Below are 26614 nucleotides of genomic sequence, written 5' to 3' on the forward strand. Positions count from 1 at the left end.
CTTGTACGATCTCCTGAACGGATTGTCGGTGGTGGAGGCGTCGTCGTTCGTCGCCTCGCCTACCGCCGGCCTCTATTGCGCGCAGATGGGCGCAGAAGTCATCCGCGTCGATCAGATCGGCGGCGGGCCGGACTTCAAGCGCTGGCCATTGGGACCTTCGGGAGATTCGCTCTACTGGGAAAACCTCAACCGCGCCAAGAAGTCAGTCGCGCTCGATCTGGGCAAGCCGGCAGGGCGCGAACTGCTGCAGGCGCTGGTTCGCGCCACCGGGCAGTTCATCACCAACTTCCCGGCCGAGGGCTTCCTCGCCCATGATCTGCTCGCGCGCGAACGCGCCGACCTGATCACCGTGCGCGTGATGGGCTGGGCCGATGGCAGCCCGGCGCTGGATTACACCGTCAACAATGCGGTCGGCTATCCGATGCTCACAGGAGGCGGGCCAGAGCCGGTTAACCACGTCCTGCCGGCATGGGATCTGCTCACCGGCGCCTATGCCGCTTTCGCCCTGCTGGCCGCGTTGCGCCGCCGCGATGCCACCGGCACGGGCGGTGAAGTGCGCCTTCCGCTGTCCGATGTCGCCATCGGCACCGTCGCCAACCTCGGCAGTCTTGCCGAAGTGCTGGTCGGCGGCCAGAACCGACCGCGCATGGGCAACACCGTCTATGGCCTGTTCGGGCGTGATTTCGTCACCGCCGATGGGGTGCGCACGATGATCGTGGTGGTTACGCATCGCCAGTGGGCAAACCTGTTGAAAACCCTGGGGATGGAAGAGGCGGTCGCGGCGATCGAAGCGGCCCGCGGCGTCTCGTTCGCCAAGGACGATGGGTTGCGCTTCGATCATCGCGACGCGCTCTTCCCGCTGTTCGAAGCCGCCATCGGCGCGCGCAGCCACGCCGATCTTGCCACCGCCTTCGATGCTGCCGGGATCGTCCATTCGGCCTATCGCACGATGCTCGATGCCGCGCGCGATCCGGCGCTGGTCGACGACAACCCGATCTTCGGGGAAAGTGCCAACCCCAGCGGCTGCGCCTATCCTGCTGCCGGTTCCTTCGCCACGCTGCCGGGTCTCGAACGGGGCGAGCCCCGCCCTGCCCCATTGAACGGCCAGCACAGCGAGGAAGTGCTCAGCACCCGCCTCAAGCTTTCCTCGGGCGAGATCGCCCGCCTGATCGACACCGGCATCGTCGGCGTCGGACGAACCGGAGAATAACGTCATGACCCTGCGCCGCGTCGCCATTGTCGCCCCGATCCGCACCGCCGTCGGCAAGTTCGGTGGCTCGCTCGCCTCGATGAACGCCGGCCAGTTGGGCGCAGTCATCCTCAAGGCCCTGATGGAGCGGACCAGGATCGACCCGTCGCGGGTCGACGACGTGATCTTTGCGCAAGGCTACGGCAGTGGCGAGGCGCCCGCCATCGGCCATTGGGCGTGGCTTGCCGCGGGGCTGCCGCTCGAAGTGCCGGGCTATCTGGTGGATCGCCGCTGCGGGTCCGGGCTTCAGGCGGTGGTCAACGCCGCAATGATGATCCAGACCGGCGCGGCGGACGTCGTGGTCGCGGGCGGCGTGGAATCGATGTCCAACGTGGAGCACTACACAACGGATCTGCGCAAGGGCGTGCGCATGGGCAACCTGACCATCCATGACCGCTTGACGCGTGGCCGCGTGATGAGCCAGCCGGTCGAACGCTTCGGCGTGATCACCGGCATGATCGAAACGGCGGAGAATCTTGCCAAGGATTACGGCATAACCCGCGAGGAAGCCGACGCCTACGCCGTGCGCTCGCACCAGCGCGCCACGGCTGCCTGGGAAAAGGGGCTCTTCGAAGACGAACTCGTCGCCGTTCCCGTGCCGCAGAAGAAGGGCGAGCCGAAGCTTTTCGATCACGACGAGGGTTATCGTCCGGATGCGACAATGGCATCGCTCGCCGCGCTGAAGCCGATCGAGGGCGGCGTGGTCACGGCTGGCAACGCCAGCCAGCAGAACGACGCAGCGGCGGCTTGCCTGCTCGTCGCCGAGGACAAGCTCGAGGAACTGGGCCTCGAACCGATCGCGTGGTTTCATTCGTGGGCGGCAGCGGGCTGCGAGCCGAGCCGCATGGGCATCGGCCCCGTCCCTGCGGTCGAGCGGCTGTTCGCGCGCAATGGCCTTTCGTGGAAAGACATCGATCTCGTTGAACTGAACGAAGCCTTCGCGCCGCAGGTTCTTGCCTGCCTCAAAGGCTGGGGTTGGTCGAAGGACGACAGCCGCCACGAGATACTCAACGTCAACGGCTCGGGTATTTCGCTCGGCCATCCGATCGGTGCCACTGGTGGGCGCATCCTTGCCAACCTGACCCGCGAACTGGTGCGACGCGACGGGCGCTACGGGATCGAGACAATGTGCATCGGCGGCGGACAGGGCATTGCCGCAGTGTTCGAGAGGGCCTGATGTTCACGCACGAACTGGATGCCGCCCGGACCTACCGTGCTGCCGCGCAAGCGGCGCTGGCGAAGCGTCTCGAGACGCGCAAGGTCGATGACGAACAGCGCGCCGCCCACGGCTTTGCCTGGGTTGCCACCACCGTCGCGGCGCTGGAATCGGTTGCGGGATGGCTCGAACGCAACGGCGCTTCGAACCCGGTCGACGCGCTCGTTGCCAGGCTCGCCTTTGCCGAACTCGGCGCGCAGCTCACCGGCGGCCTTGCCATGGGCCAGAACGAGATGTTCCGCCCGGCGGATCTGGACCTGACCGATGCCGCGCGCGCCCTTCACGCTGCGTTTGCAGCGCTCATCGAAGCCGACCATGCCGCAACAAGGCTGGAACTGGCGCAGAAGCTGGCCGAGGGCCAATGGCCTAGCGAAAGCTTCCACGATGCCGATCTCGACACGATCCGCGACCAGTATCGCCGCTTCACCGATAGCGAGATCCTGCCCCACGCGCACAAGTGGCATCTCGCCAACGAACTGATCCCCGATGCGACCGTTCAGGCGATGGCGGATCTGGGTACGTTTGGCGTCTGCATCCCCGAGAGCTATGGCGGCTTGGGCCTCAACAAGCTGGTGATGTGCCTCGTGACCGAGGAGCTCTCGCGCGGGTGGATCGGTGCGGGTTCGCTCGGCACCCGGTCCGAAATCGCCGGCGAACTGATATCGGGCGGCGGCACCGAGGAGCAGAAAGCCTACTGGCTGCCAAAGATCGCCAGTGGAGAGATCCTTCCGACCGCCGTGTTCACCGAACCCGACACCGGCTCCGACCTCGGCTCACTTCAGACCCGCGCACGTCTCGAAGGCGGTAAATGGGTCATCGACGGCGCCAAGACCTGGATCACCCACGCCAGCCGCAGCGACCTGATGACGCTGCTGGCGCGCACCCTGCCCGATGCCAAGGGCTACGCCGGCCTCTCGATGCTGCTGGTGCCCAAACCGCGCGGTAGCGAGGCCGATCCCTTCCCCGCTGAAGGAATGACCGGAAGCGAGATCGAGGTGCTCGGCTATCGCGGGATGCGCGAATACGCACTGCAGTTCGACGGCATGACCGCGCCGGAGGACGCGCTGCTCGGCGGCGAGGAGGGCCAGGGCTTCAAGCAGCTGATGCGCACCTTCGAAGGCGCGCGCATCCAGACGGCAGCCCGTGCCGTGGGCGTTGCCCGCCGCGCGCTCGAACTTGCGCTCGACTATGCGCTGAACCGTAAACAGTTCGGAAAGGCAATCGTCCATTTCCCGCGCGTGTCGGACAAGCTGGCGATGAGCCTGGTCGACTTCGTCGTGGCGCGCGAACTGACCTACGACGCGGCGCGCGCCAAGGACCTGGGCAAGCGCTGCGACATAGAGGCCGGTATGGCCAAGCTCCTCGCGGCACGTGTGGCTTGGTCCAACGCGGACTCGGCGCTGCAGGTGCACGGAGGCAACGGCTACGCGCTCGAATACGAAATCAGCCGGGTACTGTGCGATGCCCGCATCCTGAACATCTTCGAAGGCGCGGCCGAGATTCAGGCGCAGGTCATCGCGCGCGGCCTCGTCGGTGGTCGCAACTGATGGACTGGCAGGCGTGGGTCGGGCGCGAGCAGCGCCGCAGCGACACGGTGACTGATGGCCTGCTGACCCGCTGGTGCGCAACGCTTGATCGCCCCGTCCCTGCCGCGATTCCGCAAGGCCTGCATTGGTGTCTGTGCCTGCCAGACGCGCAGACCGCAGGCCTTGGCGAAGACGGACACCCGCTTCGAGACGAAAGCGCCGACAGCTTTCTGCCGCCGGTTCCGCTGCCACGGCGAATGTGGGCATCGAGCAAGGTTGATTTCTGCGAGGTACTTCCGCAGGGGGCGCACGTCGAAAGGATCAGCCGCGTAATTTCGGTCAAGGAAAAGAGCGGTGGCTCGGGTCGCCTCGTCTTTGTCGAAATCGAGCACGAAACGCTGGCCGATCAGGTCATCTGCGTTCGCGAAGTGCAGTCGCTCGTGTACCGTGAGCCTGCTCCCGCAGGAGTTCCCCCGGCGCCACCGCCACCCGGCAGCAGCACGTTTGATCGCTCCACCTGGAATGTGGTGCGCAGCGTGACGCCAAGCGAGGCGCTGCTTTTCCGCTTTTCGGCCCTGACCTTCAACAGCCACCGCATCCACTATGATCTGCCCTATGCGACTGGCGAAGAAGGCTACCGCGGGCTCGTCGTCCATGGACCACTGACCGCGACGCTCCTCCTTGATCTTGCGCGGCGGCAGCTTGGCGAGAACAGCCTGCGCCATTTCGCCTTTCGCGGCACGTCGCCCGCGATTTGCGGCGAGGAGCTGAACCTCGCACTGCGAAGCGAGGGTGACGCATTGGTCCTGGGCGCGTTCGCAAGTGACGGGCGCCAGGTCATGGACGCCATCGCGCGCATCTGAACGCTTCCGTCTGTCACGACAGGACAACAGCGCGCGCTTGTTCGGCGCGCGCGGCAAAAGGCTACAATTCTTGAAAAATCTGGTTCTTGATCGTCCACAGGGCGCCGGCCGGCGGCACGCTGACGGTCGACTTTGCGATGCAGTACCTCGCCGCCGCTGCGCTGGGCGTGCCGCTCGAGGGCGAGATCGCGTGCATCCGCGAGACAGGCCGCCTTGCCTTCATCCGCGGCACGTTGCGGCAGGATGGCGAAGCGGTGATGGGCTTCACCGCCACCTTGCGCAAACTCAAGAGCCGCACCCCGCTCAGCTTTGGGCCCGGCGCCGTCAGCGAGAACGGATAGGAACGCTCAGCTCCACACGGCTTCGGGCGGCAGGCTCATCAGGATCGCGTCGATATTGCCACCGGTCTTCAGGCCGAACAGCGTGCCCCGGTCGTAGACAAGGTTGAACTCGGCGTAGCGGCCGCGCCACTGCAACTGCTGCAGCTTGTCGGCATCGGTAAACGCCAAGCCCATCCGCCGCCGCACCAGCTTTGGGAACACGGACAAGAAGGCTTCACCCACGTCGCGGGTGAAGGCGAAGTTGGCGGCAAAACCCGCTTCGTCTGCGCATTCCAGGTGATCGTAGAAGATCCCGCCCACGCCGCGATGCACCTTGCGGTGGGGAATATAGAAGTACTCGTCGGCCCAGGCCTTGAAGCGCGGGTAGTATTCGGGATCATGGGCGTCGCACGCAGCCTTGTAGGCGGCATGGAATTCCGCCGTATCCTCGGCATAGGGCAATGGCGGATTCAGATCGCCGCCGCCGCCGAACCATGCCTTCTGCGTCGTCAGGAAGCGGGTGTTCATGTGCACCGCCGGCACGTGCGGATTGGCCATGTGCGCGACAAGGCTGATGCCCGTGGCGGTAAAGCCCGGATTCTCCGCGCTCGCCCCGTTGATCGACCCTGCGAACTCCTTCGAGAACGCACCGCCCACGGTGGAGACGTTCACGCCGACCTTTTCGAACACACGGCCCTTCATCAGGCCCTGGACCCCGCCGCCACCGTTCTCGACCGGCTCGCCGTCGTGCTGGCGATCCCACGGCGTGTACGTGAAGCGCGCATCGCTTCCCGCCTCACGCTCGATCGCCTCGAACTCGGCGCAGATCCTGTCGCGCAGGGATTCGAACCAGGCGCGAGCGGCGGCGGTCTCCTGCGACCAGTCAGTCTTGGGCGTGTCCATGGCGAGGCCCTTGCCAAGCAATCCGCCCTGCGGCAAGGGGAAGCCATGGTTCCCTTTTCGTTCGCAGGGCAGGAATGGCATCTCGGGGCGGCACGCGCGCTGTTCTGGGCAGAGGAGAACGCGCTCCTCGTCGCCGACCTGCACCTCGAAAAGGCAAGCTGGTTTGCCCGGTTCGGCCAGATGCTGCCTCCTTACGACAGCCGCGAGACGCTGGGCCGAATGGCCGATGCGATTCGCGCAACCGGCGCGACGCGGGTTTTCTGCCTGGGCGACAATTTCCACGATGCTGCCGGGCCTGAACGGCTCGAGTCCCACGCTGCCGGCATGCTCGAAGCACTGACCCGCGCGGTCGACTGGGTGTGGATTACCGGCAACCATGATGAAAAAGGCGGCGCGGCGCCGGGCACTTATGTGCCCGAACTGGCGGTGCGCGGCGTGGCCCTGCGGCACGAGGCGAAGGCGGGCGAAACCGCTCCAGAACTTTCCGGCCATTACCATCCCAAGCTGCGCATCGCCGCGCGCGGCCGCCGTATCGCGCGCCCCTGCGCGGTGATGAGCGATCGCAAGCTGATCCTGCCCGCCTTCGGGGCGTTGACCGGCGGGCTCGACGCAGGCGACCCGGCAATTGTACGCGCGATGCAGCCCGCCGCGGCGATCGATGCGCTGGTTCCAGCTGGCGAGCGGCTTGCCCGCTTCCCGGTCTGGCGCGACCCGCTGTGGCAGGATGGACGCGCTCCGGCTTGAACCGGAGGTCCTTGCGCACCATCTCGCAAGACTAGGCCTTTATCTGCTGCGCCATTGTGATATGAGCGCGCGCAAAGCCGCATTATCCGACCACATCAGGAGAGCACACAATAGCACCCCCTCCCCGGCGCATGATGGCGCCCCCCGTCAAGAGCGGGCCCCGCTACAACCACATGATCAACGTGCCCAAGGTGCGCGTGATCGATGAAGCAGGCGAAAACCTGGGGGTGATGTACACCCGCGAGGCGATCGAGCAGGCGGCCGAAGTCGGCCTCGACCTTGTCGAAGTCTCGCCCAACGCCGATCCGCCGGTGTGCAAGTTCCTCGATGTCGGCAAGTTCCGCTACGAGGCACAGAAGAAGGCCAATCTCGCCCGCAAGAGCCAGAAGACGCAGGAGATCAAGGAGATCAAGATGCGTCCGAACATCGATGACCACGACTACGAAACCAAGATGCGTAACGTGGTCAAGTTCATCGGCGAAGGCGACAAGGTCAAGATCACCCTGCGCTTCCGCGGCCGCGAGCTTTCGCACCAGCAGCTGGGCATGAACCTGCTGCGCAAGGTGCAGGACGATGTTGCCGAAATCGCCAAGATCGAAGCCTTCCCCCGCATGGAAGGCCGGCAGATGCTGATGGTGCTCGCGCCGAAGTAAGCACTGGCGCCACCGACAATGGCCAAAAAAGGGCGCCGGATCTGGTCCGGCGCCCTTTTTGTTTGCCTCTGCCGCAACCTTTCTGCTTGCACGGCGTATCGCTCCCGTCTCGCTGCAGCGCAACATTATCGCGGCATGTCGGGGCAGCATGGAGCGATAGATGGCCAACCGCACGCTGATCCAGTTCTTCCATTGGTACTCCCCCGGGGACGGAGCGATATGGCGCCAGTTGCGGGACGAGGCGCCGCGGCTCGCCGAGATGGGGGTGACCGACGTCTGGCTGCCGCCCGCGTGCAAGGGCGCAGCCGGGGCGATGTCGGTGGGGTACGATACCTACGACCTGTTCGACCTTGGCGAATTCGACCAGAAGGGCACGGTCGCGACGAAGTACGGCACCCGCGCCGAACTGGGAGACGCTGTCGATGCGCTCAGCGCCAACGGCATCGGCGCGATCTTCGATGTGGTGTTCAATCACAAGATGGGTGCGGACGAACGCGAGGAAGTGACCGTGCGCCGTGTCAACCCGGAGGACCGTAACCAAATCGAGGACGATGCCTTCACCGCGCTTGCCTGGACGCGCTTCACCTTTCCGGGGCGGCAGGGCGCGCATTCGGACTTCGTGTGGGACAAGCACTGCTTCGGCGGGGTCGACCATATCGAGCAGCCAGACGAGAACGGCTTGTTCAAGATCGAGAATGAGCACGATCTGGGCGGCTGGAACGAAGAGGTAGACGCAGAGAACGGCAACTTCGACTACCTGATGGGCGCCGACATCGAGATGCGCAACCCTGCGGTTCAGGAAGAGCTAAAGCACTGGGGCCGCTGGATGGGCGAACAGTTCCCCATCGCCGGCTTCCGCCTCGATGCTGCCAAGCACGTGCCAGCCTGGTTCTTCCGCGACTGGGTTGGCCACATGCGCGATTGCGTGGCGCCTGAAGCACTCGTAGTTGCCGAATACTGGCATCCCGATGTCGATGTGCTGCGCGGCTATCTCGATGCGGTGGATCATCAGCTGATGCTGTTCGACGTCGGCCTGCAGCACGCGATCCATCACGCATCGCGCGATGGGGCGGACTACGATTTGCGCACGCTGTTCGACGGCACACTGGTGCAGTGCCTGCCTGATCACGCCATGACCATCGTCGCCAACCACGATACGCAGCCGTTGCAGGCATTGGAAACGCCGGTCGAGCCGTGGTTCAAACCGATCGCCTACGCCCTGATCCTGCTGCGTGAGCAGGGTATTCCCTGCGTGTTCCACGCCGATCTTTACGGCGCGCGCTATTCCGACACGGGGGGCGATGGCGAAAGTCACGAAGTCGAACTGCCGGCGCTCGGCTGCCTGCCCGCACTGATCGCCGCGCGCGCCCGTTTCGCCAACGGGCCGCAGACCGACTTGGTCGACGACGATCCGTCCTGCATCGGCTTCGTGCGTCACGGCACCGCCGAAGAGCCAAGCTGCGTCGTCGTGGTTTCCAACGGCGGGGAGAACGGCAAGGACGTCGATCTCGGCCCCGAACAGGCCGACACCACGTTCCGCTGCTGGCTGGCCCACCGCGAAGACACTGTCACCACGGACGGCGAAGGCCGCGCGCGCTTTCCCGTAAACGGCGGCAGCGTCTGCGTCTGGGTCCGCGCAGACGCGTGACCGCCTCTGCGTCGGGATCAGGGTCTACGGCCGGGTGATCCGCACCGACCAGCCCGCGCCTGCCTTGATCCCGTGCGCCTTGGCATAATCACCCTGGTTCAGCGCCACAGCGACGCTGAGCAGGCTGTTGATATAGACCATCGGTTGCCCCACCGGCACGTCTCCGAACGTGCGGGTATAAGGCGCGACCACCGTATCGACGACCTTGCCATCGTTCAGGAATTCGACCTTCACCTTGTCGCCCAGCTTGAACCCGGCCTTGGCGAACAGGTCCTGCGGCACATTGGTCCAGACATTGCCATACGCGACATCGAGCGCCGGGATCATGCCCTTGAGCACGCCGGCTTCAAGCACAGGATGCTGGTAGGACAGCCGCACCAGCTTGGCCGGATCGACCTTGGGCCCGACCTGCTCCCATGAAATCGTGCCCGATGCGAGCCGCGCGCCGGTGTAGCCGAACACGTCGCGCCCGTGGAAGGTGTTGCTCTTTTCAGAACCGGCCAGACGGTTGACCTTCTCGTCGATTACCCGCGCCTCGTCGATGCCCTCGACCTCGTCGATCAGGGTGTAGAGCCCGTTGTCGGGGCCGATGTAGTAATGCCCGGCGCGGGTGCGCACGCCGATCGACAGGCGGCTGGTGCCCACGCCCGGATCGACCACGGTGACGAACACCGTGCCCTTGGGCCAGTACGGCGCGACCTGGTAAAGACGATAGGCACCGTCCCAGATGCCGTCGATCTGGTGCGACAAGTCCGAGATCAGCAGGTCCTGCGACACACCATAGGCAACGCCCTTCACTTCCGAGACGGCACCATCGACGGTGCCGAAGTCGGTCATAAGCACCAAGGGCGCGCGGGCTGGCGCCGCCGCCGGTGCAGCGGGCGCGGCAACGGGCTGCGCCGCCAGCGCTGACGGCAAGGCGGCAAGGCCCGTGCAAAGGCCCGCAAGAACGATCCAGCGCTTGAACATGACGTCCCCCTCGAACAATTACGCCTTCCTTCTCGGCGATGCGTCTGCGCAGTTCAAGGCGGGATAGCCAAGAAGGGAGCGGGTCGGGCTTTGCAGGCAGCCCCCCTTCCCCGTGCCGGCCGTGCCATGCTACCCCACATGCCAAAGGGATTTGGGGGAACACCGTGGCGGCATTCGATCTACGCAAGCTGGCGCTCGTCGTCGGCCCGCTCGGCTTTGCGGCCACGCTGATGTTCGCGCCCCCGGCAGGCATGCCGCAACCCGCGTGGTACGCCGCCGGCCTGCTGTGGTGGATGGCGGTGTGGTGGATGACGGAAGCGATGCCGCTGTCGGCCACCGCGCTGCTGCCTTTCATCGTCCTGCCGCTCACCGGCGTTGCCGATGCCAATAAGACCGCGTCCGCCTATTATTCGCCGATCATGTTCCTGTTCGTCGGCGGCGCGTTCCTCGCCCTCGCGATTGAACGCACCGGTCTACACCGCCGCCTTGCGCTCGCCATGCTGCGCCACGCGGGGTCCAGTCCGTTTCGCCTGCTGCTGGCGGTGATGGCCGCGACGGCGACAATCTCGACGATGATCTCCAACACCTCGACCGCGCTGATCATGATGCCGATGGCACTGGCCATTCTCGCTTCGGGCGGGGTGAAGCCGGGTGAGACCAGCGGCATGGCCGGTGCGCTGCCGATGGGGGTCGCCTTCGCCGCCACGTTGGGCGGATACGGCACGATCGTCGGCACGCCGACCAACGCCATCGCCGTCGCGTTGCTCGACCGCACGCTGGGCGTCCAAATAAGTTTCATCGAGTGGTCGGCCTTCGGCATGCCGGTGGTGCTGATCGGTGTGCCGCTTGCCGCGTGGCTGATCGCGCGGGTCCACGGCCTGCGCGCCGACAGCTTCGATCCCGCCGCCGCGCGCGACGCGATCGAGCACTCGGTCGAATGGACGCTTCCCGAAAAGCGCCTTGTCCCGGTGTTTGCGCTCGCCGTGCTCGCCTGGGTGACGCAGCCGCTGACCGAGCCGCTGTTTCCGAAAGGCGGGCTGACCGACGGCACCATCGCCGCCATCGCCGGCCTTGTCCTGTTCGTGCTGCCCGATGGCACGGGCCGTCCGATGCTGCTGTGGAAGGAAGCGAACCGCGCACCTTGGGACGTGGTGCTGATGTTCGGCGGCGGGCTGTCGATGGCCATGGGGATGAGCGAATCGGGACTCGCCGACTGGCTCGGCAAGGCGATGCTGCCGCTGGCCCAAGTGCCGCTGCCGATCGTGGCGCTGGTACTGGTCGCCTTCGTCGTGGTCGTGACCGAATTTGCCAGCAACATTGCCGCGGCCAGCGGGATCATGCCGGTTGTCGCCGCGCTGTGCGGCGCCCTGGGGGCCGATCCGATCCTGCTTGCCCTGCCCGCCGCGCTTGCCGCAAGCTGGGGCTTCATGCTGCCTGCGGGCACCGGCCCCAACGCGCTCGCCTGGGCCACCGGGCACATCGCCATGCCGCGCGTGCTCAAGGCGGGGCTTGCGCTCGATCTTGCAGGCGCGGTCCTGATTGTCGTGGTGGTCTGGTCGGTGGCGCAGGTGCTGCACTTCTGACCAGTGCGCTCCGCACATTTCCCTCTTCCCCATTCCGCCAATTTGGCACTAAGATATCACGCGTAGGCCGCCGCCCCGTCGTCGTTCACCATTGTGACCGGCGACACAGCAAGAACCGGGCGAGCAGGCCAGATAGGGCGCACCACCACAAACCGGCAACGGGAAGAGGGCCATACCGTGCGCAGGATCATCACGTCATTGCTGGCAGGCGGCGCCTTGAGCGCGGCGCTCGTTGGTATCGCATTCGTACCGTCGGACAGCGCGATGAGCGCCGACCATCTTGATCCGCCGACGCGCACCGACGCCGGCTTCGACGCGACGCCCGATGTGCCCGCCGATATCGCCGACGTTTTCGCCTGGCATTCGAACGGCACGGTCAAGATCGCGATGACCTTTGCCGGCCCTGTCGCGACGACCGATCCGCTGCACTACGATCGAGACGTTCTCTACAAGATCCACATCTCGACCAAGGCGCCCGGCACCACCGACGAATTCACGATCCGGGCCCGCTTCGGCAAGGGATCGGGCGACAAGGACTGGGGCGTGCGCTTCGAAGGCGTGCCCGGGGTCGGCACGATCGAAGGGCCGGTCGAAGCCACGCTGGAAAAAGACGGGGTCAAGGCGCGCGCCGGCCTGTTCGATGAGCCGTTCTTCTTCGACCTGATCGGCTTCCGAGAAACGCGCTCGTTCGGCGAGATCCGCATCCGCAACAACCGCAATTTCTTCGACGGGCAGAACGACACTGCAATCGTGTTCGAAATTCCTGACGCCAAGTTCGGCGGTGATGTCAGCCAGCTGGAATTGTGGGGCCAGACCCTGCGCTTCGGAGGGAACCTGTGATGGCCAACACGTTCCCCATCCGCGCCGCTGCGTTGTTTGCCGCGCCGCTTGCGCTGATCCTCACCCTCGCGGCTTGTGGCGATGATGGCGCGGGCAGCACCGTCGTCGTGCCGGCTCCGCTGCCGAGCACTACCAGCACGCCCACCGCGACGCCCACCGCGACCGAGATCGCTTACGATGTCAGCCCGTGCTTCACCCAGACGATCCAGGGCCAGACGGGGGCTACCGCCACCCTGAAGGGGATCATCATCCCCGATACGCTCAAGCTCGATCTTACCCGCGCCACACGCTGGCCCAATGGCCGCCACCCGTCCGATCCGGTTGTCGACCTGCTGCTGGCAACGCTGTTCCTCGACATGAGCGCTTCGGGACAGGGGCCGAACACACTGGCCAATATCCCGCTCGATCCGCCATCGAACGACAAGCCCTTCAGCCTGACTTTCCCGTTCCTGGCGACGCCCAACGGATCACCGCAGGTGGCGAGCGGCACGGGCAGTGGCTTCAACTTCCGCACCGATGCCGACAGCGCCTACGTCAACGTCGACCGCATGGGCAATCCGGCCGTGGCCACCGCACTGATCCGCAGCCCTAAAAAGGTTGAGTACAACGACGACAATCCCGCTACGGACGAAACGGACAAGTACTTCGCGGAGGAGAAGGCCGATCTTGGCGAGCTGTTCCACCTGATCGGAGACGATCTGGTTGGGCTGGGCCTCAAGATTTGCGCCAAGACCTCCTGACCCACGCGTTTCGGTCGCCCTTTAAATGAACGAAACCGGGGAAAGCAGGCGCCGCGCGCCGTGGCCGTTGCTCCTGCTTATCGCCGTCCTGGTGGTGCTGGCGGCAGGCTTTGGCGTACGGTCATGGCGCCAGCACCATCAGGGCCCTCCGGACCCCGACCCCGCCGCCATCCGTCCGTGGTTCGGCCCGAAGACCGCGGCCGAAGCCATTGTGCTGGCCGATAGCCAGATCACCGGTGCGCGCGAGCGGATCGAGCGCGGGCAAAAGGACTGGCTCCATCTTGAAATCCTGGGCGACACGCTGGTCGGTCGTTACCGCCTGACCGGCAGCTGGAACGATCTAGCCGAGGCGGACCGCACGCTGACCGAAGCGATGGCCCTGGCTGACTATCCCGCCGGGCCGAGCCTCAGCCGCGCAGCGCTTTCGAACACATTGCACCGCCTGCCGGAAGTCGAAACGACGCTGGCGAGGTTTGACGCGCAAGCCGCAAAGCCCTTGCCCGACGAAGCATCGAGCGCCCTCGCCCTGCGCGGCGATGTCGCGATGCAGCGTGGCGACTATGCAGCAGCGCGCGATCTTTACGGCAAGGCAGAGGCAGCGGCCAACAATGCTGGCCTTGCGCTGCGCCAGTCGATGCTCGCGCTGCGCACCGGCGATCCGGAACTTGCCCGCCGCCGGGTCAATGCGGTGCTTCGCGGTAAGCGGCTGACGCGCCAGGCGCTGCAGACCGCCGCGCTGCAGCGCGCGACCATCGCTTATGCCACGGGCGACTGGGCCACGGCCGGTCGATGGGTCCGCTGGGCCGATGCGGTCTTTCCCGGGCAATGGTTGGCGCAGGCCTTCGTCGCGCAGCAAGCCGCAGTGGAGGGGCGCGCGGACGAAGCGGTGCACCGCTACACCGATCTTGCGAACCGCAGCAATGCGCCCGAAGTCATGGACGCGCTCGCCCACCTGCTGCGTCTGCAGGGGCGGCGCGATGCCAGCAATGCGTGGGCTGCGCGCGCCGGAAGCTTGTGGGCCAGGCGCGTGGCGGCCCTACCCACTGCAGCCTATGCCCACGCTGCCGAGCATGAACTGGCGGTCGGCGATCCGGCCCGCGCGCTCGACCTTGCGCGCAAGGACGCCGCGCTGCGGCCCCACGGCGCGACGCTGGCGCTGCTCGCCCGTGCGCAACTGCTGACCGGCGATGCCAAGGCTGCGCTGGCGACGATCGAGCGCGCCGAAAAGGGCGGCTGGCGCTCTGCGCTGTTGCTGATGCAAAGAGCCGAGGCGCTGGACGCGCTGGGCCGCAACGGCGAGGCAGAAGCCTCGCGCAAGGCCGCGCTGGCGATCAATCCCCACGCCGCCGATCCCGCGGCGCGGTACGTGTGGTTCGGGCATGACTGAATTGCGGCGCTGGCTGGCGACGCTGTTCCTGCTATTCCTGTCAACGCCTGCCGCCGCACACCTCACGCCCAATTCCGAAATTCGGCTAGACTTCGCCCCCGGTGCAGTCACCGCCGACGTGGTCGTGCCGCAGAGCGAATTCGGCTACGCGACCGGGCTTGCCACCGACAACAGCCCTCACAGCATAAGTGCCGCATCGCGCTACCTGCTCTCGCACATGGCCGTCGTCGCCCCGTCGGGCGCGCACTGGAAGGTGGAAGTACGCCGGCTGCGCTTCGAGACGATCGCCGGACCGCCAGATCTCCACGCCAGCCTCGTGCTGGTGCCCCCTCCCGGTGCCAGCGACCGCGCCTTCCGCTTCGACTGGCGGGTCATAACCAGTGAAGTCCCGACCCACTTCGCGCTGCTGGTCGTCGGCGGCGATCTCGTCGGCGGCACCGCCGAGGCGCGCGAACTGGTCGGCGCGCTCACCGCCGCGCGGCCCAGCCTTAGGGTCGACCGGGGAAACGTCGGCCTGCCCTCGCTCCTTGCCAGCGCGTTCCGCCTCGGTGCGGTGCACATCGCGGAGGGGACCGACCACTTGCTGTTCCTGCTCGCCCTGCTGCTCCCCGCGCCGCTGCTGGCGAGCGGCGGTCGCTGGAGCGGAAGGCGCTCGACCCGCGAGACAATTCGCCATCTCGCCGCGATCGTCACCGCTTTCACCATCGGTCACAGCACCACGCTGATCCTCGCCGCGCTGTTCGGCGCACGCCTCCCCGCAGCGCCGGTCGAAGCCGGGATCGCCTTCTCGGTCCTCGTCTCTGCGATCCATGCGGCAAGGCCGCTGTTTCCGGGGCGCGAGGCGGTCGTCGCAGGGCTGTTCGGCCTTGTCCACGGCCTCGCCTTCGCCACCACCATCGCCAACTTCGGGCTCGACCTCGCGACGCGCGCCACCGCAATCCTCGGCTTCAACTTGGGCATCGAGGCGGTGCAGCTGATCGTCGTGCTGGTCGCTCTGCCCGTTCTGATGACGCTGCCCCGGCTGCGGAACGGCAACGCAGTGCGGCTCGTTCTGGCGGGCGCGACCGGCCTTGCCGCGCTCGTCTGGCTCGCCGAGCGAACCGGGCTGGCATAGCAGTCGGTTGTTGGTTACAGTTGAAACCAATAGAGTTTTGCCAGAGGATTTCCGATGACCGCCAGCCCGCCCGACCGCACGCTCAAGCCTTCCACCCGAATGATGGGCGCGGGCTACGACCCCAAGTTGTCCGAAGGCGCATTGAAGCCGCCGATCTTCCTCACCTCGACCTTCGCTTTCGAAAGCGCGGCGGCGGGCAAGCGCCATTTCGAAGGCATCACCGGCAAGCGCCCGGGCGGCGCGGACGGGCTCGTCTATGGCCGGTTCAACGGACCCGACCAGGAAATCCTCGAAGATCGCCTCGCCATCTGGGACGAAGCGGAACAGAGCCTCGTGTTCTCGAGCGGCATGTCCGCCATCGCCACGCTGCTGCTCGCCCAATGCGGGCAAGGCGATGTCGTGGTGCATTCGGGCCCGCTCTATGCCGCGACCGAAACCTTCATCGCCAAGATCCTCTCTCGCTTCGGCGTGACGTATCTGGACTTCCCTGCCGGAGCGACGCAGGCCGAAATCGCGGCCCTGCTTGAACAGGGCAAGGCGCAGGCGGCGAAGCAGGGCGGCAAGCTGGCGCTGGTCTATCTCGAAAGCCCGGCCAACCCGACCAACGCTCTGGTCGACATCGAGGCGGTGCGCGCCGCGCGCGACGCGGTGCTGGGCGCGGACGGCGCGCCGATTGCGATCGACAACACCTTCCTCGGCCCCTTGTGGCAGCAGCCGCTGCGCCATGGCGCCGATGTGGTGGTCTATTCGCTGACCAAGTACGTCGGCGGCCATTCCGACCTTGTTGCAGGCGGCCTCTCTGGCGCGAAGAAGTGGATGGACCCGATCCGTTCGTTGCGCAACGTGATGGGCACGATCCTCGATCCGCATTCCTCGTGGATGCTGCTGCGCAGCCTCGAAACGGTCGAGCTGCGCATGACCCGCGCCGGGGAGAACGCCGCCAAGGTCTGTGCTTTCCTCAAGGACCATCCCAAGGTCGACGGCCTCGGCTACCTCGGCATGATCTCCGACGCACGCCAGCAGGACATCTTCGACCGCCACTGCAGCGGCGCCGGCTCCACCTTCTCGCTGTTCATCAAGGGCGGCGAGGCGGAGTCCTTCCGTTTCCTCGACGCCCTGCGCATCGCCAAACTGGCGGTCAGCCTCGGCGGCACCGAAACGCTCGCCAGCCATCCTGCCGCGATGACGCATCTTTCGGTGCCGGACGAGCGCAAGGCCGCGCTCGGCATCACCGACAACCTCGTGCGCGTGTCGATCGGCATCGAGGACCCCGACGACCTGATCGCCGACTTCGCGCAGGCGCTCGACGCGGTTTAGGCCTGTAATACCGCTCGACTTCGCTCGCCAGTATCGGAGGCAAGGTTTCCCTCTCCGTAGCCTGAGCTTGTCGAAGGGCCGTTCTTCTTCGTTGCAGCCCCTCCCTGACCGACAAGAAGGGCAGCCCTTCGACAAGCTCAGGGCGGACGGGGTGGAACGGCCACCGTAAGCTCACACCGATCCGTTCGTGTCGAGCGAAGTCGAGACACACTGGACAAGCTCCACGCGCTTCCCCCAAGATCGCACGCGGGATGGACAGGAACGGGGACCTCTCGGCACTCTCGGCGGGCGCCAATTCCGTGCTCGGCTCGCCGCTGCGGCTGCTGTCGGGCACGGTGATCTATGTCGCCACGCTGTTCGTCATCTCGACCATGGGCTACGTCCGCGCGGGCTGGCCGCTCGGCGATGCGGCCTACATGGTGCTGCTGACGATCTTCTCGGTCGGCTATGGCGAGATCCGCCCGGTCGACACCACGTTCCTGCGGCTGTGGACGACGATGACGATCGTGCTCGGCTGCACCGGCATGATCGTGCTGACCGGCGCGCTCGTGCAGGTCTTCACCCTCTTCCAGTTCCGTCGCCTGCTGGGGCTCGACAAGATGCAGACCGAGATCGAAAAGCTGAACAACCACGCGATCATCTGCGGCTATGGCCGGATCGGCGTGCAACTGGCCAAGGCGTTGACCGAGGCGCGGCACCCGTTCCTGATCCTCGAACGCAGTGTGGCCAAGGCCGAGGAGGCCAAGGCGCATGGCTACCTCACTCTGATCGGCGAAGCGACGCAGGAGGAGACGCTGCGCGATGCCGGGATCGAACGTGCCCGCGTGCTCGCGTCAGTGCTGCCCGACGATGCCGCCAACGTGTTCATCACGCTTTCGGCCAAGAACCTCAACCCCCGCGTCCAGATCATCGCGCGCGGCGAAGCGCCCAGCACCGAAAGCAAGCTGTTCCACGCCGGCGCCGACAAGGTCGTGCTGCCCACGCACATCGGCGCCGAACGGATCACCGAGCTGATCCTGTACCCCGCGACCGATGCGGTGACGCAAGTCGCGGAGATGGGGGCGGTCAAGCGCAACCTCCACGACTTCGGCCTTGACCTGGAGGTGGTGCGGGCCGCCGAAAAGGGCGCGCTGACCGGCGAAAGCGTGGGCGAAGCAGAGCGGCGCGGCAACGGCGCGTTCTTCATCGTGCGCATCGAGCGCGCCAATGGCCAGTCGATCGAGCATCCGGGCGAGGACGTGAAGATCGAGGCGGGCGACCAGGTCATGCTGGTGGTGCGCGGCAGCCGCCTTTCGGCGGGCGCGATCTTCACCACGCCGGCGCGGCCGGTGAAGCAGGGGCGGACCTGGTCGACCTAATCCCGCCCGTTGCGCCAGCGCCAGCCACCTTGCGTGCGGCGCGACGCGATGACCACCAGCAGCACTGTTGCCACGCCCATCGCGACCGGGCGCTGCCAACCCGATAGCATCGCGTTCGATAGCGCCATCGCCACGATATAGGTGACCAGCAGTGCCCAGCCCTGCCAGGCGATGGGCATCCCCGCGCCATAGCCGTATCGCTTGGCGGCAAACCACGGAGCGGGTGTCTTGAATGTCATGGCGGGCCTATGCACAAAGGGTCGGTCACCCTCATCGCAAAGTGGCGTTTGCACGGCAGACGTCAATCCCCGCCGCAACGACTGCGGGTCATAGGCTCACCCCTTGGGCCACTATCACCCGCAAGCTGCGTCGCGCATATATTTTGGTGAACAAGGGGGAAGCGATGGTTTCGGCGCAGTTCAAGGAATGCCTGCTCGACGTCTATCTGAGCGTCTATGCCGCCGAAGCAGTGTTCGAAGTCATGCTGGTGCGGGCGCAAGACGCCGAACAGCGCTATATTCTTTCCACTCTGTTGCAGGCGGAAACCGAGGCCAAGGTGGTGATGCGCCCGCTGCTCACCCGGCTTGGCCTTCCGATCACCGACAGCGAGGGCACCAGCGTGGGCGGCGCGGCGGCGGCCAACCAGCTCAGCTCCCTGCATTGGACGGACCGCTTCGACGCGCTGGGCGACATGATCCGCGCGACCTACCTTCCCCGCTATCTCGAACTCGGCATGCTGGTGTCGCCCGAGGAGGACGCCGAGGCGGCAGCGATCGCGCGCTTCATGGGCGACCACGAAAGTGCGCTGCTGCAAGTGGCCGACAACGTGGCGCAAGGGGTGCCCGATCCTGCAGCGCCGCTCGCCGCCCTGCTCCACTTCCCGCTGGTGCGCCCCACGCTGATGTAGAACTAGATCACCTCACTTCGGCATGCGGTTCCAGGCGTCGAGGGCGGCGATCTTGTAGGCTTCGGCCAGCGTCGGATAGTTGAAGGTGTTCTCGATGAAGTAGTCGAGCGTGCCCTTGAGGTTCAGCACCGCCTGCCCGATGTGGATCAGTTCGGTCGCACCCTCGCCCATGATGTGCACGCCGAGCAGGCGGCGGGTCTTCAACGAGAACAGCATCTTCATCATGCCGGAGTTGAGCCCCATGATGTGTCCCCGGCTGGTTTCGCGGAAGCGCGCGATGCCCACTTCGTAACCGATGCCGCGCGCCTTCACTTCCTGTTCGTTCATGCCCACGGTCGAGATCTCGGGCACGGCGTAGATGCCATAAGGGAAGTACTGCGGCGCGGGCGGCAGCGGCAGGCCGAAGGCGTGGCAGGCGGCGATGCGGCCCTGCTCCATCGAAGTGGAGGCAAGGCTGGGGAAGCCGATCACGTCACCCGCGGCATAGATGTGCGGTACGCTGGTCTGGAACGTCTTGGGATCGACCGCGATGCGCCCGCGATGGTCAGTGGCCAGCCCGCAATGCTCGAGCCCGAGGTCTGCGGTCGCGCCGGTGCGCCCGGCGGCATAGAGCAGCATCTCGCTGCGCACGCTCCGTCCGTCGGCCAGTGTCGTGGTGACCCATCCTCCGGGGTCCTTCACCACCGATGCCACCGGCGATCCGAGGCGGATGATCATGCCGCGATCGCGCAGTTCGTGGGTAAATTCGTCAATGATCTCGCGGTCGACGAAATCGAGGAACGTCTCGCGCGGCTCCACCAACGTTACCGGCACGTCCATGGCGGAAAAGATCGTCGCATATTCGATGCCGATCACGCCCGCGCCCACCACGCACAGGCTGCGCGGCACGCGCAGGTCCTCGATGATCGTATCGGAATCGATCACGTGGGTGCCATCGAAGGGCACGTTGTCGGGGCGGAACGGCACCGTGCCCACCGCGATCAGCACGCGCTCGCCATGCACCGCAAGTTCGCTGCCGTCGCCGCGCGTGATCGTGACTTCGTGCGCACCCGTAAAGCGCGCCGTGCCCGAAATCGTGCGGATCATGTTGCGGTGGAACTGATGCTCCAGCACGGCCACTTCGTGCTCCAGCGTCTTGCCAAGGCGGTGGGTCAGGTCGTCTCCGCCGATCTCCTGCTTCACACGATACGAATGCCCATAGAACCCGCGCTCGCGCCAGCCCGAAAGGTTCAGCACGGTTTCGCGCAGCGTCTTCGACGGGATCGTGCCGGTATGGACCGAGACCCCGCCCACCCGGCGGCGGCCTTCCACCACCAGCACCCGCTTGCCCAGCTTGGCCGCCTGCACGGCCGCGCGGCGGCCCGCCGGTCCCGAGCCGATGACGATCAGGTCATATGCATCCATGCCTTGTGCCCCCCAGCACTGGCGCACGGACTCCCGCAAGATCTTGCAAGAACCGGCGCTTGGCGCCTTGTCAGGACACTCCCCTTACGCGCGCAGAGCTGGCAAAGGCCCTTCGCGTCCGATCCGCAATGCTACGCGCTTAAGCGTGGCGCGGCAAAACCCTTGATGGCTCGATCGCTGCAATTACTCATACAATTGACTTGCGCAGGCAATGCAGCCCGCTATCGATTGACAGCGCAAGTCATAAAGGTGGGAGAACGTGGTGAAGTTTGTCTGCAGCGTCGCCGCAATTGCCGCTTCGATCGCAGCGGTGCCCGCGCAGGCAGCGCCTTCGCTCCCCGATACGGTCCTGTTCGGCGCGGCCTACTACGACGAATACACGCCATCGCCTCGCGCAGAGCAGGATGCCGCGATGATGAAGGCGGCCGGCATCTCCGTGGTGCGCATCGCCGAAAGCACGTGGTCGACGCTCGAACCCCAGCCTGGCCAGTTCGATTTCACCAGCATCGACCGCACCCTTCTCGCGATGCACCGCAACGGCATCAAGGTGATCGTCGGCACACCGACCTATGCCATTCCGACATGGCTGGCGAAGGCCCATCCCAACGTGCTGGTGGTGCGCAAGGACGGCCCCGCGCGTTATGGCCCGCGCCAGAACATGGACATCACCGACCCCGATTTCCGCGCGGCAGCAGAACGCGTGATCGTGGCTCTGATCGACCACGTACGCGATCATCCCGCTGTGATCGGGTACCAGCTCGACAATGAAACCAAGGCTTATGGCGTAGCCTCCGCCCGCGTTCAGGCTGCGTTCCAAGCAAGCTTGCGCGAGCGCTTCGGCTCCACCAATGCGCTGAACAAGGCGTTCGGGCTGGACTACTGGTCGAACCGGATCAACAGTTGGGAGGATTTTCCCGACGTGACCGGCACGATCAACGCAAGCCTTGGCAACGCCTTCGCCGAATACCAGCGCGGGCTGGTCAACGAATACCTCGCCTGGCAGGCTGGCCTCGTTCGCGCGCATGCCCGGCCGAAGCAATTTCTGACGCAGAACTTCGACCTTGAATGGCGCGGCTATTCCTATGGCGTCCAGCCAGAGGTAAACCACTGGCAGGCCGCGCGCCCGCTCGACGTGGCCGGCGTCGATATCTACCACCCGTCGCAAGGTGCGCTGACCGGCGCCGAAATTGCCTTTGGCGGCGACCTTGCCCGCTCGATCAAGGGTGGCCAAAACTACCTTGTCGTGGAAACGCAGGCACAGGGCTTTCCGCAATGGACGCCCTATCCCGGGCAGTTGCGGCTGCAGGCGTATAGCCACCTTGCCAGTGGCGCGAACATGATCGCCTACTGGCACTGGGCCAGCACCGGCGCCGGGCTGGAAACCTATTGGAAGGGGCTGCTTTCCCAGGACTACGCGCCGAATCCTGTCCTGGCCGAAGCGTCCACAATCGGCGCCGACCTGAAGCGTCTCGGCAAGCGGTTGGTGAACCTGAAGAAGGATAACAAGGTCGCGCTCTATGTCAGCAACGCCGCGCTTACGGGGATGGATTCCTTTGCCTTCGTCACCGGCGACAAGCTCAAGTACAACGACGTGGTGCGCCGGATGTACGATGCGCTCTATCGCCAGAACATCGAGGCCGACATCGTCTCGCCCGACGGCGCAGCCGACCTTTCGCGCTACAAGCTGGTCATCGTGCCTGCGCTCTATGCCGCGAGCGATGCCGAAATCTCCAAGCTGAATGCCTATGCCAAGGCAGGCGGGCACGTGCTTTACACCTTCAAGAGCGGCTTTTCGGACGAGAACACCCGCGTACGCGCCAGCGTCCAGCCGGGTGGGCTGGCCGAAGCGGCGGGCGTTACCTTCAGCCAGTTCGCGGTGCCGCAGGGCGTCACCTTGGCCGGAGATCCCTATAAAGCGGGCCCCGCGAACACCGCCAGCGACTGGCAGGAGATGCTTCAGCCGACGACGGCCAGCGTGCTGGCGCGTTACGATGGCGGCGGCTGGCCCGGGACGGCAGCCCTGACCCGCAACGCCTACGGCAAGGGCGAAGTGGAATACCTGGGCTTCATGCCCTCACCGGAACTGGCCGAGAAGATCCTTGCCGAAGCGAGCGATCGCGCCGGGGTGCAACGACCGGCACTGCACTGGCCGTTGATCCAGCGATCTGGCATCCTGACCGATGGCAAGCGGGTGCATTACGTGCTCAACTACGCCGCAACGCCCGCCAGCGTACCGATCGCCCTGCCTGCCGCGCACGATCTGCTGAGCGGCAAGGCCGTGGGAGCGCGCCAGCCTATCGACCTGCCGGCCTGGGGCGTTGCGGTGCTGGCCGAGGATTGAGCCGCGAGCCCGCAAGCGGCCCAGCTGCGCTGCTCAGCCGTGGGCACCGAAATAGTTGGCGATGGCCACTGCGATGCGCAGGTTGAGCGCGTGGGCTCGTTCGATGGGGTCGATGAACCGCGCCCGGATCGCGCCGTAATCCTCACCCTGGCTGTCGGGGAAGTCGGTCGGCTCGTCCACCGCGAAGTCCGAGATTTCGGGCTCGACCACCGGATAGGCACGGCGCATCTGCGCCAGCGCATCCTCCACGCGCAGCGACAGCACCATTTCCAGCACATCGTCACGGCTGACGTCGTTCGACCGCGCGAACGGCGGCACCTGTACCGCGCGCAGGAACATGTGCATCAGCAGCGCGAGCCGGACCGACTGCAGCAGCCCGATATTGCGCCGTTCCGCATCGGCCGCCGGATCGCGCTCGGTCGACCCCCCGGCGGTCAGCGCCAGCAGGCGGTGGAGCTTCATCCAATCGACCCGCAGGCGCGAAACCAGGCGGCGGAACACGCCCGCGCGATCGTCCTTGGTCAGGTGCTCGGCCATCGTCAGGCACGCCGTCTCCAGCGCGGTTTCGGTGCCGCGATAGGGGCGGCTCGCCCAATAGGCCGAATTGAACAGCTCGCCATAGGCCGCGACCGTCTTGATCGAGGCGAGCCCGTTTGCGCTGCGCAGCAGGCGCACAAGCTGGCTGCCGCGTCCCGAATGGCCGAGCAGTTCGGCGATCGCCTCCATCTCGTCACCTGCCGCCGTGCCCGCACCGGCGATCACGTTCACCGGATAGCCGATCTGCTGCAGGATCGCGTTGTGCGGGATCGCGCGGATCTGGCGCAGGCTCATCGTCCGGTCCGAGCCCACGTCGGACTGGCGGCGAGACACGCGGCTGCCGGTGGCCTTCAGCAGGCCCAGGCCGAACGCGGTGACCGCCCGTGAATAGGTCGCGCTTTCCAGATGTTCGCGCTGCACGCGGCGGATCGAGCGGTAGAAATCTAGGCTGAGGTCGGTGCGGTCGTAGAACGGATCGCGTGCCCCTTCTACGAGCTCCCCGGCGATGGCCGCTTCGGCCTCGGCAATCCGGGTCAGCGTTGCGAGCGCGAGGTCGTCGTTGCGGAAGAACAGGTAGCCGTCGCCGCCCTGGAAGCTTGCTTCGGGTTCGAGCGTGATCCCGGCTTTGGCAAAGCGCGCCCGTGCCCAGCGCGAGAGCGGCCAGGTCAGCCGATCGGCAAAGCCGGCGGGATGCGCGCCGCGACCCATCGATTCGCCGTGCGTGTTGAAGATCAGTGCGGCCACATCGGTGAGGCCGCTCGCCTTCATCGCTTCGGCCAGGCGGCCCTGCAGACGTTCGATGGCGAGCGCTGCTGGAAGCTGGCCGATGAAGCGGCCGGCATCCGAAAAGCCGGTCTGGATCGATACGCGGCCGCGCAGCGTTGCGTAATCGCGATAGCTTTCCTCGGCCAGCAGCGCTTCGAGGAAGCGGCCGCCGTGTTCCAGCGCGGTCTCCGTCTCGAACAGGGGCGATACGTCGACCTTGTCGTCGATGCCGAACAGCCTGGCGAAATAGAGCGCGGCAAGCACCGTCTGCGGCTGTTCGCATTCGGCGATCAGCATGCGGATCGGCGCATCGGCGTCGATATGGTGCAGGATCTGCGCCATCGCCAGGAACTGGCGCATCGCCGTGCTGGTCTCGATCGCCAGCGCAGCGAAGTTGACGCGCAGCGGCTTCACGTCGGCCAGCAGTTCGCGCAGCCGCGAAATCGCGCTCTTGCTTGAAAGGTCGAGCGTGGCGTCGGGGTCGATCCGGCGTCGCAACGCGTTGTGCAACTGGCTGGCGTTCACGCGGAAGTGGATCCACCCCATGCCCAGACCATCGGCGCGCATCGCCGCCGCCAGAGTCGCGAGCGCCAGCGCCTTCTCGCCGTCCGCTGCCTTGGCATCGGCCTCCAGGGTGGCGATCAGCGGGGCAAGGCTCAGCAGCTTTGCCGGATCGTCCGCCGTCAGGCGATTGGCCGCTGCGGCCAGCGCATCGGGCGCATCGAGCGGGCGTACGAACAGGCTGGCCATCTCGGCCGCATGGGCCTGCGCCGCTTCGAGCGTCGCGACCAGCGGATGGGCCGCATCGATCGCCTGCAGCGAGGCGAGATACCCTGCAAGCCGCCGCGCCTTTTCGGCCAGGCGATACGAGATCGAGGTGTGCCACCCGATGTCGGTGCGGCCGTCCATGTCATATCCGACCCAGGTGGCGAAGCGGAACGGCAGCGGGCGGAAATCGAGCCAGCGGCCCGGCCAGCGTGCGCGCGCATGGCCGAGCAGCGCGGCGACGATCCTGTCACGCGCGGCGCCGGCGCGCTCGATCGCGTCCATCGCCTCGACATGCTCGAAATCGAGCGTGATCGCCGGGCCATCGGCAGGCACGGTGCAGACCGTCGCGGCCAGCGGATCATCAGCCAGCGCGGCAGTGGCCACCGCGTCGGACTGAACCGGGTTGAGCAGGAACGTCGGGTGCGCGGTGAACACCGCATGCAGCAGCGGCTTTTCCCAGCGCGCGCGGAATTCCGAAAAGCCGTCCTCTTCATTCAGCAGCGCCGCGACGCGCTGGAGGTTCTGGGCAGGATCGGTGGGCGCAACCAGACGGCGCAGGCGCGCGGCGCGGCTCTGCAGCGCCTCGCACTCCAGCTCTGCCACGAGCGACTCAACCCCGTCGAGCGAGAGCGCCCCGCCTTCGAGCTGGCGCGACAAGTCGTGGCTCAACTGGAAGACGGGATTGAACAGCGGGGTTTCCGCCGTCCGCTGGTGCAGGACCTGCAGGCGTTCGCGCAAGGCTTCTACCGTCTTCATCGCCCGATTACCCCCCTTGCGCGCACTCTTTGCCACGATGCGCGCGCTTCAGCCTTGTGCCAGCGCCGCAGCGGCGCGCGCCGCGGCTTCGATCTTGCTCTCGTCGGGAACGCCCTTGCCAACGATCCAGCTCCCGCCCACGCAAAGGACCGGATCGAGCCCTAGCCAGTCCGGCGCGGTTTCGAGCGTGATCCCGCCGGTGGGGCAGAACTTGCAGGTGTGGAACGGCGCGGCAAGCGCCTTGAGCGCGGGCAGCCCGCCCGAGGTTGCCGCCGGGAAGAACTTGAAGTGCGAAAGGCCGAGATCCAGCCCCAGCATCAGATCGGCCGCATTCGCCGTGCCGGGCAGGAACGGTATGCCCGAAGCCACCGCCGCTTCGCCCAGGCGCGGGGTCAGGCCGGGCGAAACGATGAATTCCGCGCCCGCATCGATCGAAGCCTTCAGCTGATCAGGGTTGAGCACGGTCCCGGCGCCGACGATGGCACCTTCGACACCCTTCATCGCGCGGATCACATCGAGCGCGGCGGGCGTGCGCAGCGTCACCTCCAGCACGCGCAGGCCGCCGGCGACGAGCGCGCGGGCCACCGGAACGGCATGTTCCACCGTGTCGATCACCAGCACCGGAATCACGGGCGCGGTGCGCATGATGGTTTCGATCGGCTTCATGGGGCGCTACTCTTTCATGGGACAGATGATGGTCTGCCTC

The 26614-nt window shown here is 66.1% G+C and carries 23 protein-coding genes; 17 read left to right on the forward strand and 6 right to left on the reverse strand.

Annotated features, from left to right (window positions below; genetic code table 11):
• Position 1: 1 nt before the first annotated feature.
• The 5 genes from AACH40_RS08565 (at position 2) to AACH40_RS08585 (ending at position 5195) form a co-directional block, all read left to right on the forward strand.
• A complete protein-coding gene (locus AACH40_RS08565; RefSeq protein WP_338645620.1) occupies positions 2-1210 on the forward strand; it encodes a CoA transferase in 1209 nt (402 codons plus the stop codon).
• Positions 1211-1214: 4 nt separating this feature from the next.
• Positions 1215-2426 carry an acetyl-CoA C-acetyltransferase gene (locus AACH40_RS08570; RefSeq protein ID WP_338645622.1) on the forward strand — a complete coding sequence of 404 codons (1212 nt, stop codon included), beginning with the start codon at positions 1215-1217 and terminating at the stop codon, positions 2424-2426.
• Positions 2426-4012: an acyl-CoA dehydrogenase family protein gene (locus AACH40_RS08575; protein WP_338645624.1), complete on the forward strand. Its 1587-nt coding sequence runs from the start codon at positions 2426-2428 to the stop codon at positions 4010-4012. Before AACH40_RS08570 ends, AACH40_RS08575 begins: the two co-directional genes overlap by 1 nt.
• On the forward strand, positions 4009-4854 hold the full coding sequence (locus tag AACH40_RS08580; protein WP_338645995.1) for a hypothetical protein: 846 nt from the start codon (positions 4009-4011) through the stop codon (positions 4852-4854). Before AACH40_RS08575 ends, AACH40_RS08580 begins: the two co-directional genes overlap by 4 nt.
• 86 nt (positions 4855-4940) lie before the next feature.
• The gene (locus tag AACH40_RS08585; RefSeq protein WP_338645626.1) at positions 4941-5195 is read left to right on the forward strand and encodes a hypothetical protein; all 255 of its coding nucleotides are present in this window, start codon (positions 4941-4943) and stop codon (positions 5193-5195) included.
• A 6-nt stretch (positions 5196-5201) separates the two neighbouring features.
• Here the strand turns inward: AACH40_RS08585 and hemF are convergent, their stop codons facing one another.
• Complete coding sequence (hemF, locus tag AACH40_RS08590) at positions 5202-6077, reverse strand: oxygen-dependent coproporphyrinogen oxidase (protein ID WP_338645628.1); 876 nt, start codon at positions 6075-6077, stop codon at positions 5202-5204.
• A 45-nt stretch (positions 6078-6122) separates the two neighbouring features.
• On the opposite strand from hemF, the gene pdeM reads away from it, so the two are divergent.
• From pdeM to amyA, 3 genes are all read left to right on the forward strand, one after another.
• On the forward strand, positions 6123-6821 hold the full coding sequence (gene pdeM / locus AACH40_RS08595) for a ligase-associated DNA damage response endonuclease PdeM (RefSeq protein ID WP_338645630.1): 699 nt from the start codon (positions 6123-6125) through the stop codon (positions 6819-6821).
• Between the two features lie 131 nt (positions 6822-6952).
• Entirely contained in the window at positions 6953-7474 is a 522-nt protein-coding gene (infC, locus tag AACH40_RS08600) for a translation initiation factor IF-3 (protein ID WP_169493378.1), read from the forward strand.
• Positions 7475-7634: 160 nt separating this feature from the next.
• Positions 7635-9122 carry an alpha-amylase gene (gene amyA, locus AACH40_RS08605; protein WP_338645634.1) on the forward strand — a complete coding sequence of 496 codons (1488 nt, stop codon included), beginning with the start codon at positions 7635-7637 and terminating at the stop codon, positions 9120-9122.
• A gap of 24 nt (positions 9123-9146) precedes the next feature.
• On the opposite strand, the gene AACH40_RS08610 is transcribed toward amyA, so the two are convergent.
• Positions 9147-10091 carry an SAM-dependent chlorinase/fluorinase gene (locus tag AACH40_RS08610; protein ID WP_169493380.1) on the reverse strand — a complete coding sequence of 315 codons (945 nt, stop codon included), beginning with the start codon at positions 10089-10091 and terminating at the stop codon, positions 9147-9149.
• Positions 10092-10321: 230 nt separating this feature from the next.
• Between AACH40_RS08610 and AACH40_RS08615 the strand changes: the two genes are divergently transcribed.
• From AACH40_RS08615 to AACH40_RS08645, 7 genes are all read left to right on the forward strand, one after another.
• Positions 10322-11674: a DASS family sodium-coupled anion symporter gene (locus AACH40_RS08615; protein WP_338645997.1), complete on the forward strand. Its 1353-nt coding sequence runs from the start codon at positions 10322-10324 to the stop codon at positions 11672-11674.
• A gap of 177 nt (positions 11675-11851) precedes the next feature.
• Complete coding sequence (locus AACH40_RS08620; RefSeq protein ID WP_169493382.1) at positions 11852-12514, forward strand: hypothetical protein; 663 nt, start codon at positions 11852-11854, stop codon at positions 12512-12514.
• The gene (locus tag AACH40_RS08625) at positions 12514-13254 is read left to right on the forward strand and encodes a hypothetical protein (RefSeq protein ID WP_338645637.1); all 741 of its coding nucleotides are present in this window, start codon (positions 12514-12516) and stop codon (positions 13252-13254) included. Before AACH40_RS08620 ends, AACH40_RS08625 begins: the two co-directional genes overlap by 1 nt.
• Before the next feature lie 25 nt (positions 13255-13279).
• Positions 13280-14641 carry a hypothetical protein gene (locus tag AACH40_RS08630; protein WP_338645639.1) on the forward strand — a complete coding sequence of 454 codons (1362 nt, stop codon included), beginning with the start codon at positions 13280-13282 and terminating at the stop codon, positions 14639-14641.
• Entirely contained in the window at positions 14634-15755 is a 1122-nt protein-coding gene (locus AACH40_RS08635) for a HupE/UreJ family protein (RefSeq protein ID WP_338645641.1), read from the forward strand. The genes AACH40_RS08630 and AACH40_RS08635 overlap by 8 nt, the downstream gene beginning before the upstream one ends.
• A gap of 54 nt (positions 15756-15809) precedes the next feature.
• Complete coding sequence (locus AACH40_RS08640) at positions 15810-17072, forward strand: cystathionine gamma-synthase family protein (protein ID WP_338645643.1); 1263 nt, start codon at positions 15810-15812, stop codon at positions 17070-17072.
• 251 nt (positions 17073-17323) lie between these two features.
• Positions 17324-18430: a potassium channel family protein gene (locus AACH40_RS08645; RefSeq protein WP_338645645.1), complete on the forward strand. Its 1107-nt coding sequence runs from the start codon at positions 17324-17326 to the stop codon at positions 18428-18430.
• On the opposite strand, the gene AACH40_RS08650 is transcribed toward AACH40_RS08645, so the two are convergent.
• Positions 18427-18669 carry a hypothetical protein gene (locus AACH40_RS08650; protein WP_338645647.1) on the reverse strand — a complete coding sequence of 81 codons (243 nt, stop codon included), beginning with the start codon at positions 18667-18669 and terminating at the stop codon, positions 18427-18429. The two genes, AACH40_RS08645 and AACH40_RS08650, sit on opposite strands and share 4 nt — an antisense overlap.
• A 146-nt stretch (positions 18670-18815) precedes the next feature.
• Here AACH40_RS08650 and AACH40_RS08655 point away from each other — a divergent pair, with 146 nt between their 5' ends.
• Positions 18816-19337, forward strand: a complete 522-nt coding sequence (locus AACH40_RS08655; protein WP_338645649.1) for a hypothetical protein — start codon at positions 18816-18818, stop codon at positions 19335-19337.
• Between the two features lie 12 nt (positions 19338-19349).
• Here the strand turns inward: AACH40_RS08655 and sthA are convergent, their stop codons facing one another.
• Positions 19350-20741, reverse strand: coding sequence for a Si-specific NAD(P)(+) transhydrogenase (sthA, locus tag AACH40_RS08660; protein ID WP_338645651.1), 1392 nt, complete (start codon positions 20739-20741; stop codon positions 19350-19352).
• A 262-nt stretch (positions 20742-21003) separates the two neighbouring features.
• Here sthA and AACH40_RS08665 point away from each other — a divergent pair, with 262 nt between their 5' ends.
• Positions 21004-23082 carry a beta-galactosidase gene (locus tag AACH40_RS08665; protein WP_338645652.1) on the forward strand — a complete coding sequence of 693 codons (2079 nt, stop codon included), beginning with the start codon at positions 21004-21006 and terminating at the stop codon, positions 23080-23082.
• 33 nt (positions 23083-23115) lie between these two features.
• Here AACH40_RS08665 and AACH40_RS08670 read toward each other — a convergent pair whose 3' ends face one another.
• Together AACH40_RS08670 and eda are read right to left on the reverse strand one after the other, a co-directional pair.
• Positions 23116-25908, reverse strand: a complete 2793-nt coding sequence (locus tag AACH40_RS08670) for a phosphoenolpyruvate carboxylase (protein ID WP_338645654.1) — start codon at positions 25906-25908, stop codon at positions 23116-23118.
• A 48-nt stretch (positions 25909-25956) separates the two neighbouring features.
• Positions 25957-26574 carry a bifunctional 4-hydroxy-2-oxoglutarate aldolase/2-dehydro-3-deoxy-phosphogluconate aldolase gene (gene eda, locus AACH40_RS08675; RefSeq protein ID WP_169493392.1) on the reverse strand — a complete coding sequence of 206 codons (618 nt, stop codon included), beginning with the start codon at positions 26572-26574 and terminating at the stop codon, positions 25957-25959.
• Positions 26575-26614 lie beyond the last annotated feature (40 nt).

This window comes from Novosphingobium olei (genome assembly GCF_037076535.1).
In the GTDB taxonomy this organism is placed as follows: domain Bacteria; phylum Pseudomonadota; class Alphaproteobacteria; order Sphingomonadales; family Sphingomonadaceae; genus Novosphingobium; species Novosphingobium olei.

Bases quoted from the DNA above. Each gene is read 5' to 3' on its own strand.
- AACH40_RS08610 (WP_169493380.1), bottom strand. From the start codon at position 10,091: ATGTTCAAGCGCTGGATCGTTCTTGCGGGCCTTTGCACGGGCCTTGCC.
- AACH40_RS08645 (WP_338645645.1), top strand. From the start codon at position 17,324: ATGGACAGGAACGGGGACCTCTCGGCACTCTCGGCGGGCGCCAATTCC.
- AACH40_RS08570 (WP_338645622.1), top strand. From the start codon at position 1,215: ATGACCCTGCGCCGCGTCGCCATTGTCGCCCCGATCCGCACCGCCGTC.
- AACH40_RS08670 (WP_338645654.1), bottom strand. From the start codon at position 25,908: ATGAAGACGGTAGAAGCCTTGCGCGAACGCCTGCAGGTCCTGCACCAG.
- AACH40_RS08575 (WP_338645624.1), top strand. From the start codon at position 2,426: ATGTTCACGCACGAACTGGATGCCGCCCGGACCTACCGTGCTGCCGCG.
- AACH40_RS08640 (WP_338645643.1), top strand. From the start codon at position 15,810: ATGACCGCCAGCCCGCCCGACCGCACGCTCAAGCCTTCCACCCGAATG.
- infC (WP_169493378.1), top strand. From the start codon at position 6,953: ATGATGGCGCCCCCCGTCAAGAGCGGGCCCCGCTACAACCACATGATC.
- AACH40_RS08650 (WP_338645647.1), bottom strand. From the start codon at position 18,669: ATGACATTCAAGACACCCGCTCCGTGGTTTGCCGCCAAGCGATACGGC.
- amyA (WP_338645634.1), top strand. From the start codon at position 7,635: ATGGCCAACCGCACGCTGATCCAGTTCTTCCATTGGTACTCCCCCGGG.
- AACH40_RS08630 (WP_338645639.1), top strand. From the start codon at position 13,280: ATGAACGAAACCGGGGAAAGCAGGCGCCGCGCGCCGTGGCCGTTGCTC.
- pdeM (WP_338645630.1), top strand. From the start codon at position 6,123: ATGGTTCCCTTTTCGTTCGCAGGGCAGGAATGGCATCTCGGGGCGGCA.
- AACH40_RS08635 (WP_338645641.1), top strand. From the start codon at position 14,634: ATGACTGAATTGCGGCGCTGGCTGGCGACGCTGTTCCTGCTATTCCTG.
- eda (WP_169493392.1), bottom strand. From the start codon at position 26,574: ATGAAGCCGATCGAAACCATCATGCGCACCGCGCCCGTGATTCCGGTG.
- hemF (WP_338645628.1), bottom strand. From the start codon at position 6,077: ATGGACACGCCCAAGACTGACTGGTCGCAGGAGACCGCCGCCGCTCGC.
- AACH40_RS08615 (WP_338645997.1), top strand. From the start codon at position 10,322: ATGTTCGCGCCCCCGGCAGGCATGCCGCAACCCGCGTGGTACGCCGCC.
- AACH40_RS08625 (WP_338645637.1), top strand. From the start codon at position 12,514: ATGGCCAACACGTTCCCCATCCGCGCCGCTGCGTTGTTTGCCGCGCCG.
- sthA (WP_338645651.1), bottom strand. From the start codon at position 20,741: ATGGATGCATATGACCTGATCGTCATCGGCTCGGGACCGGCGGGCCGC.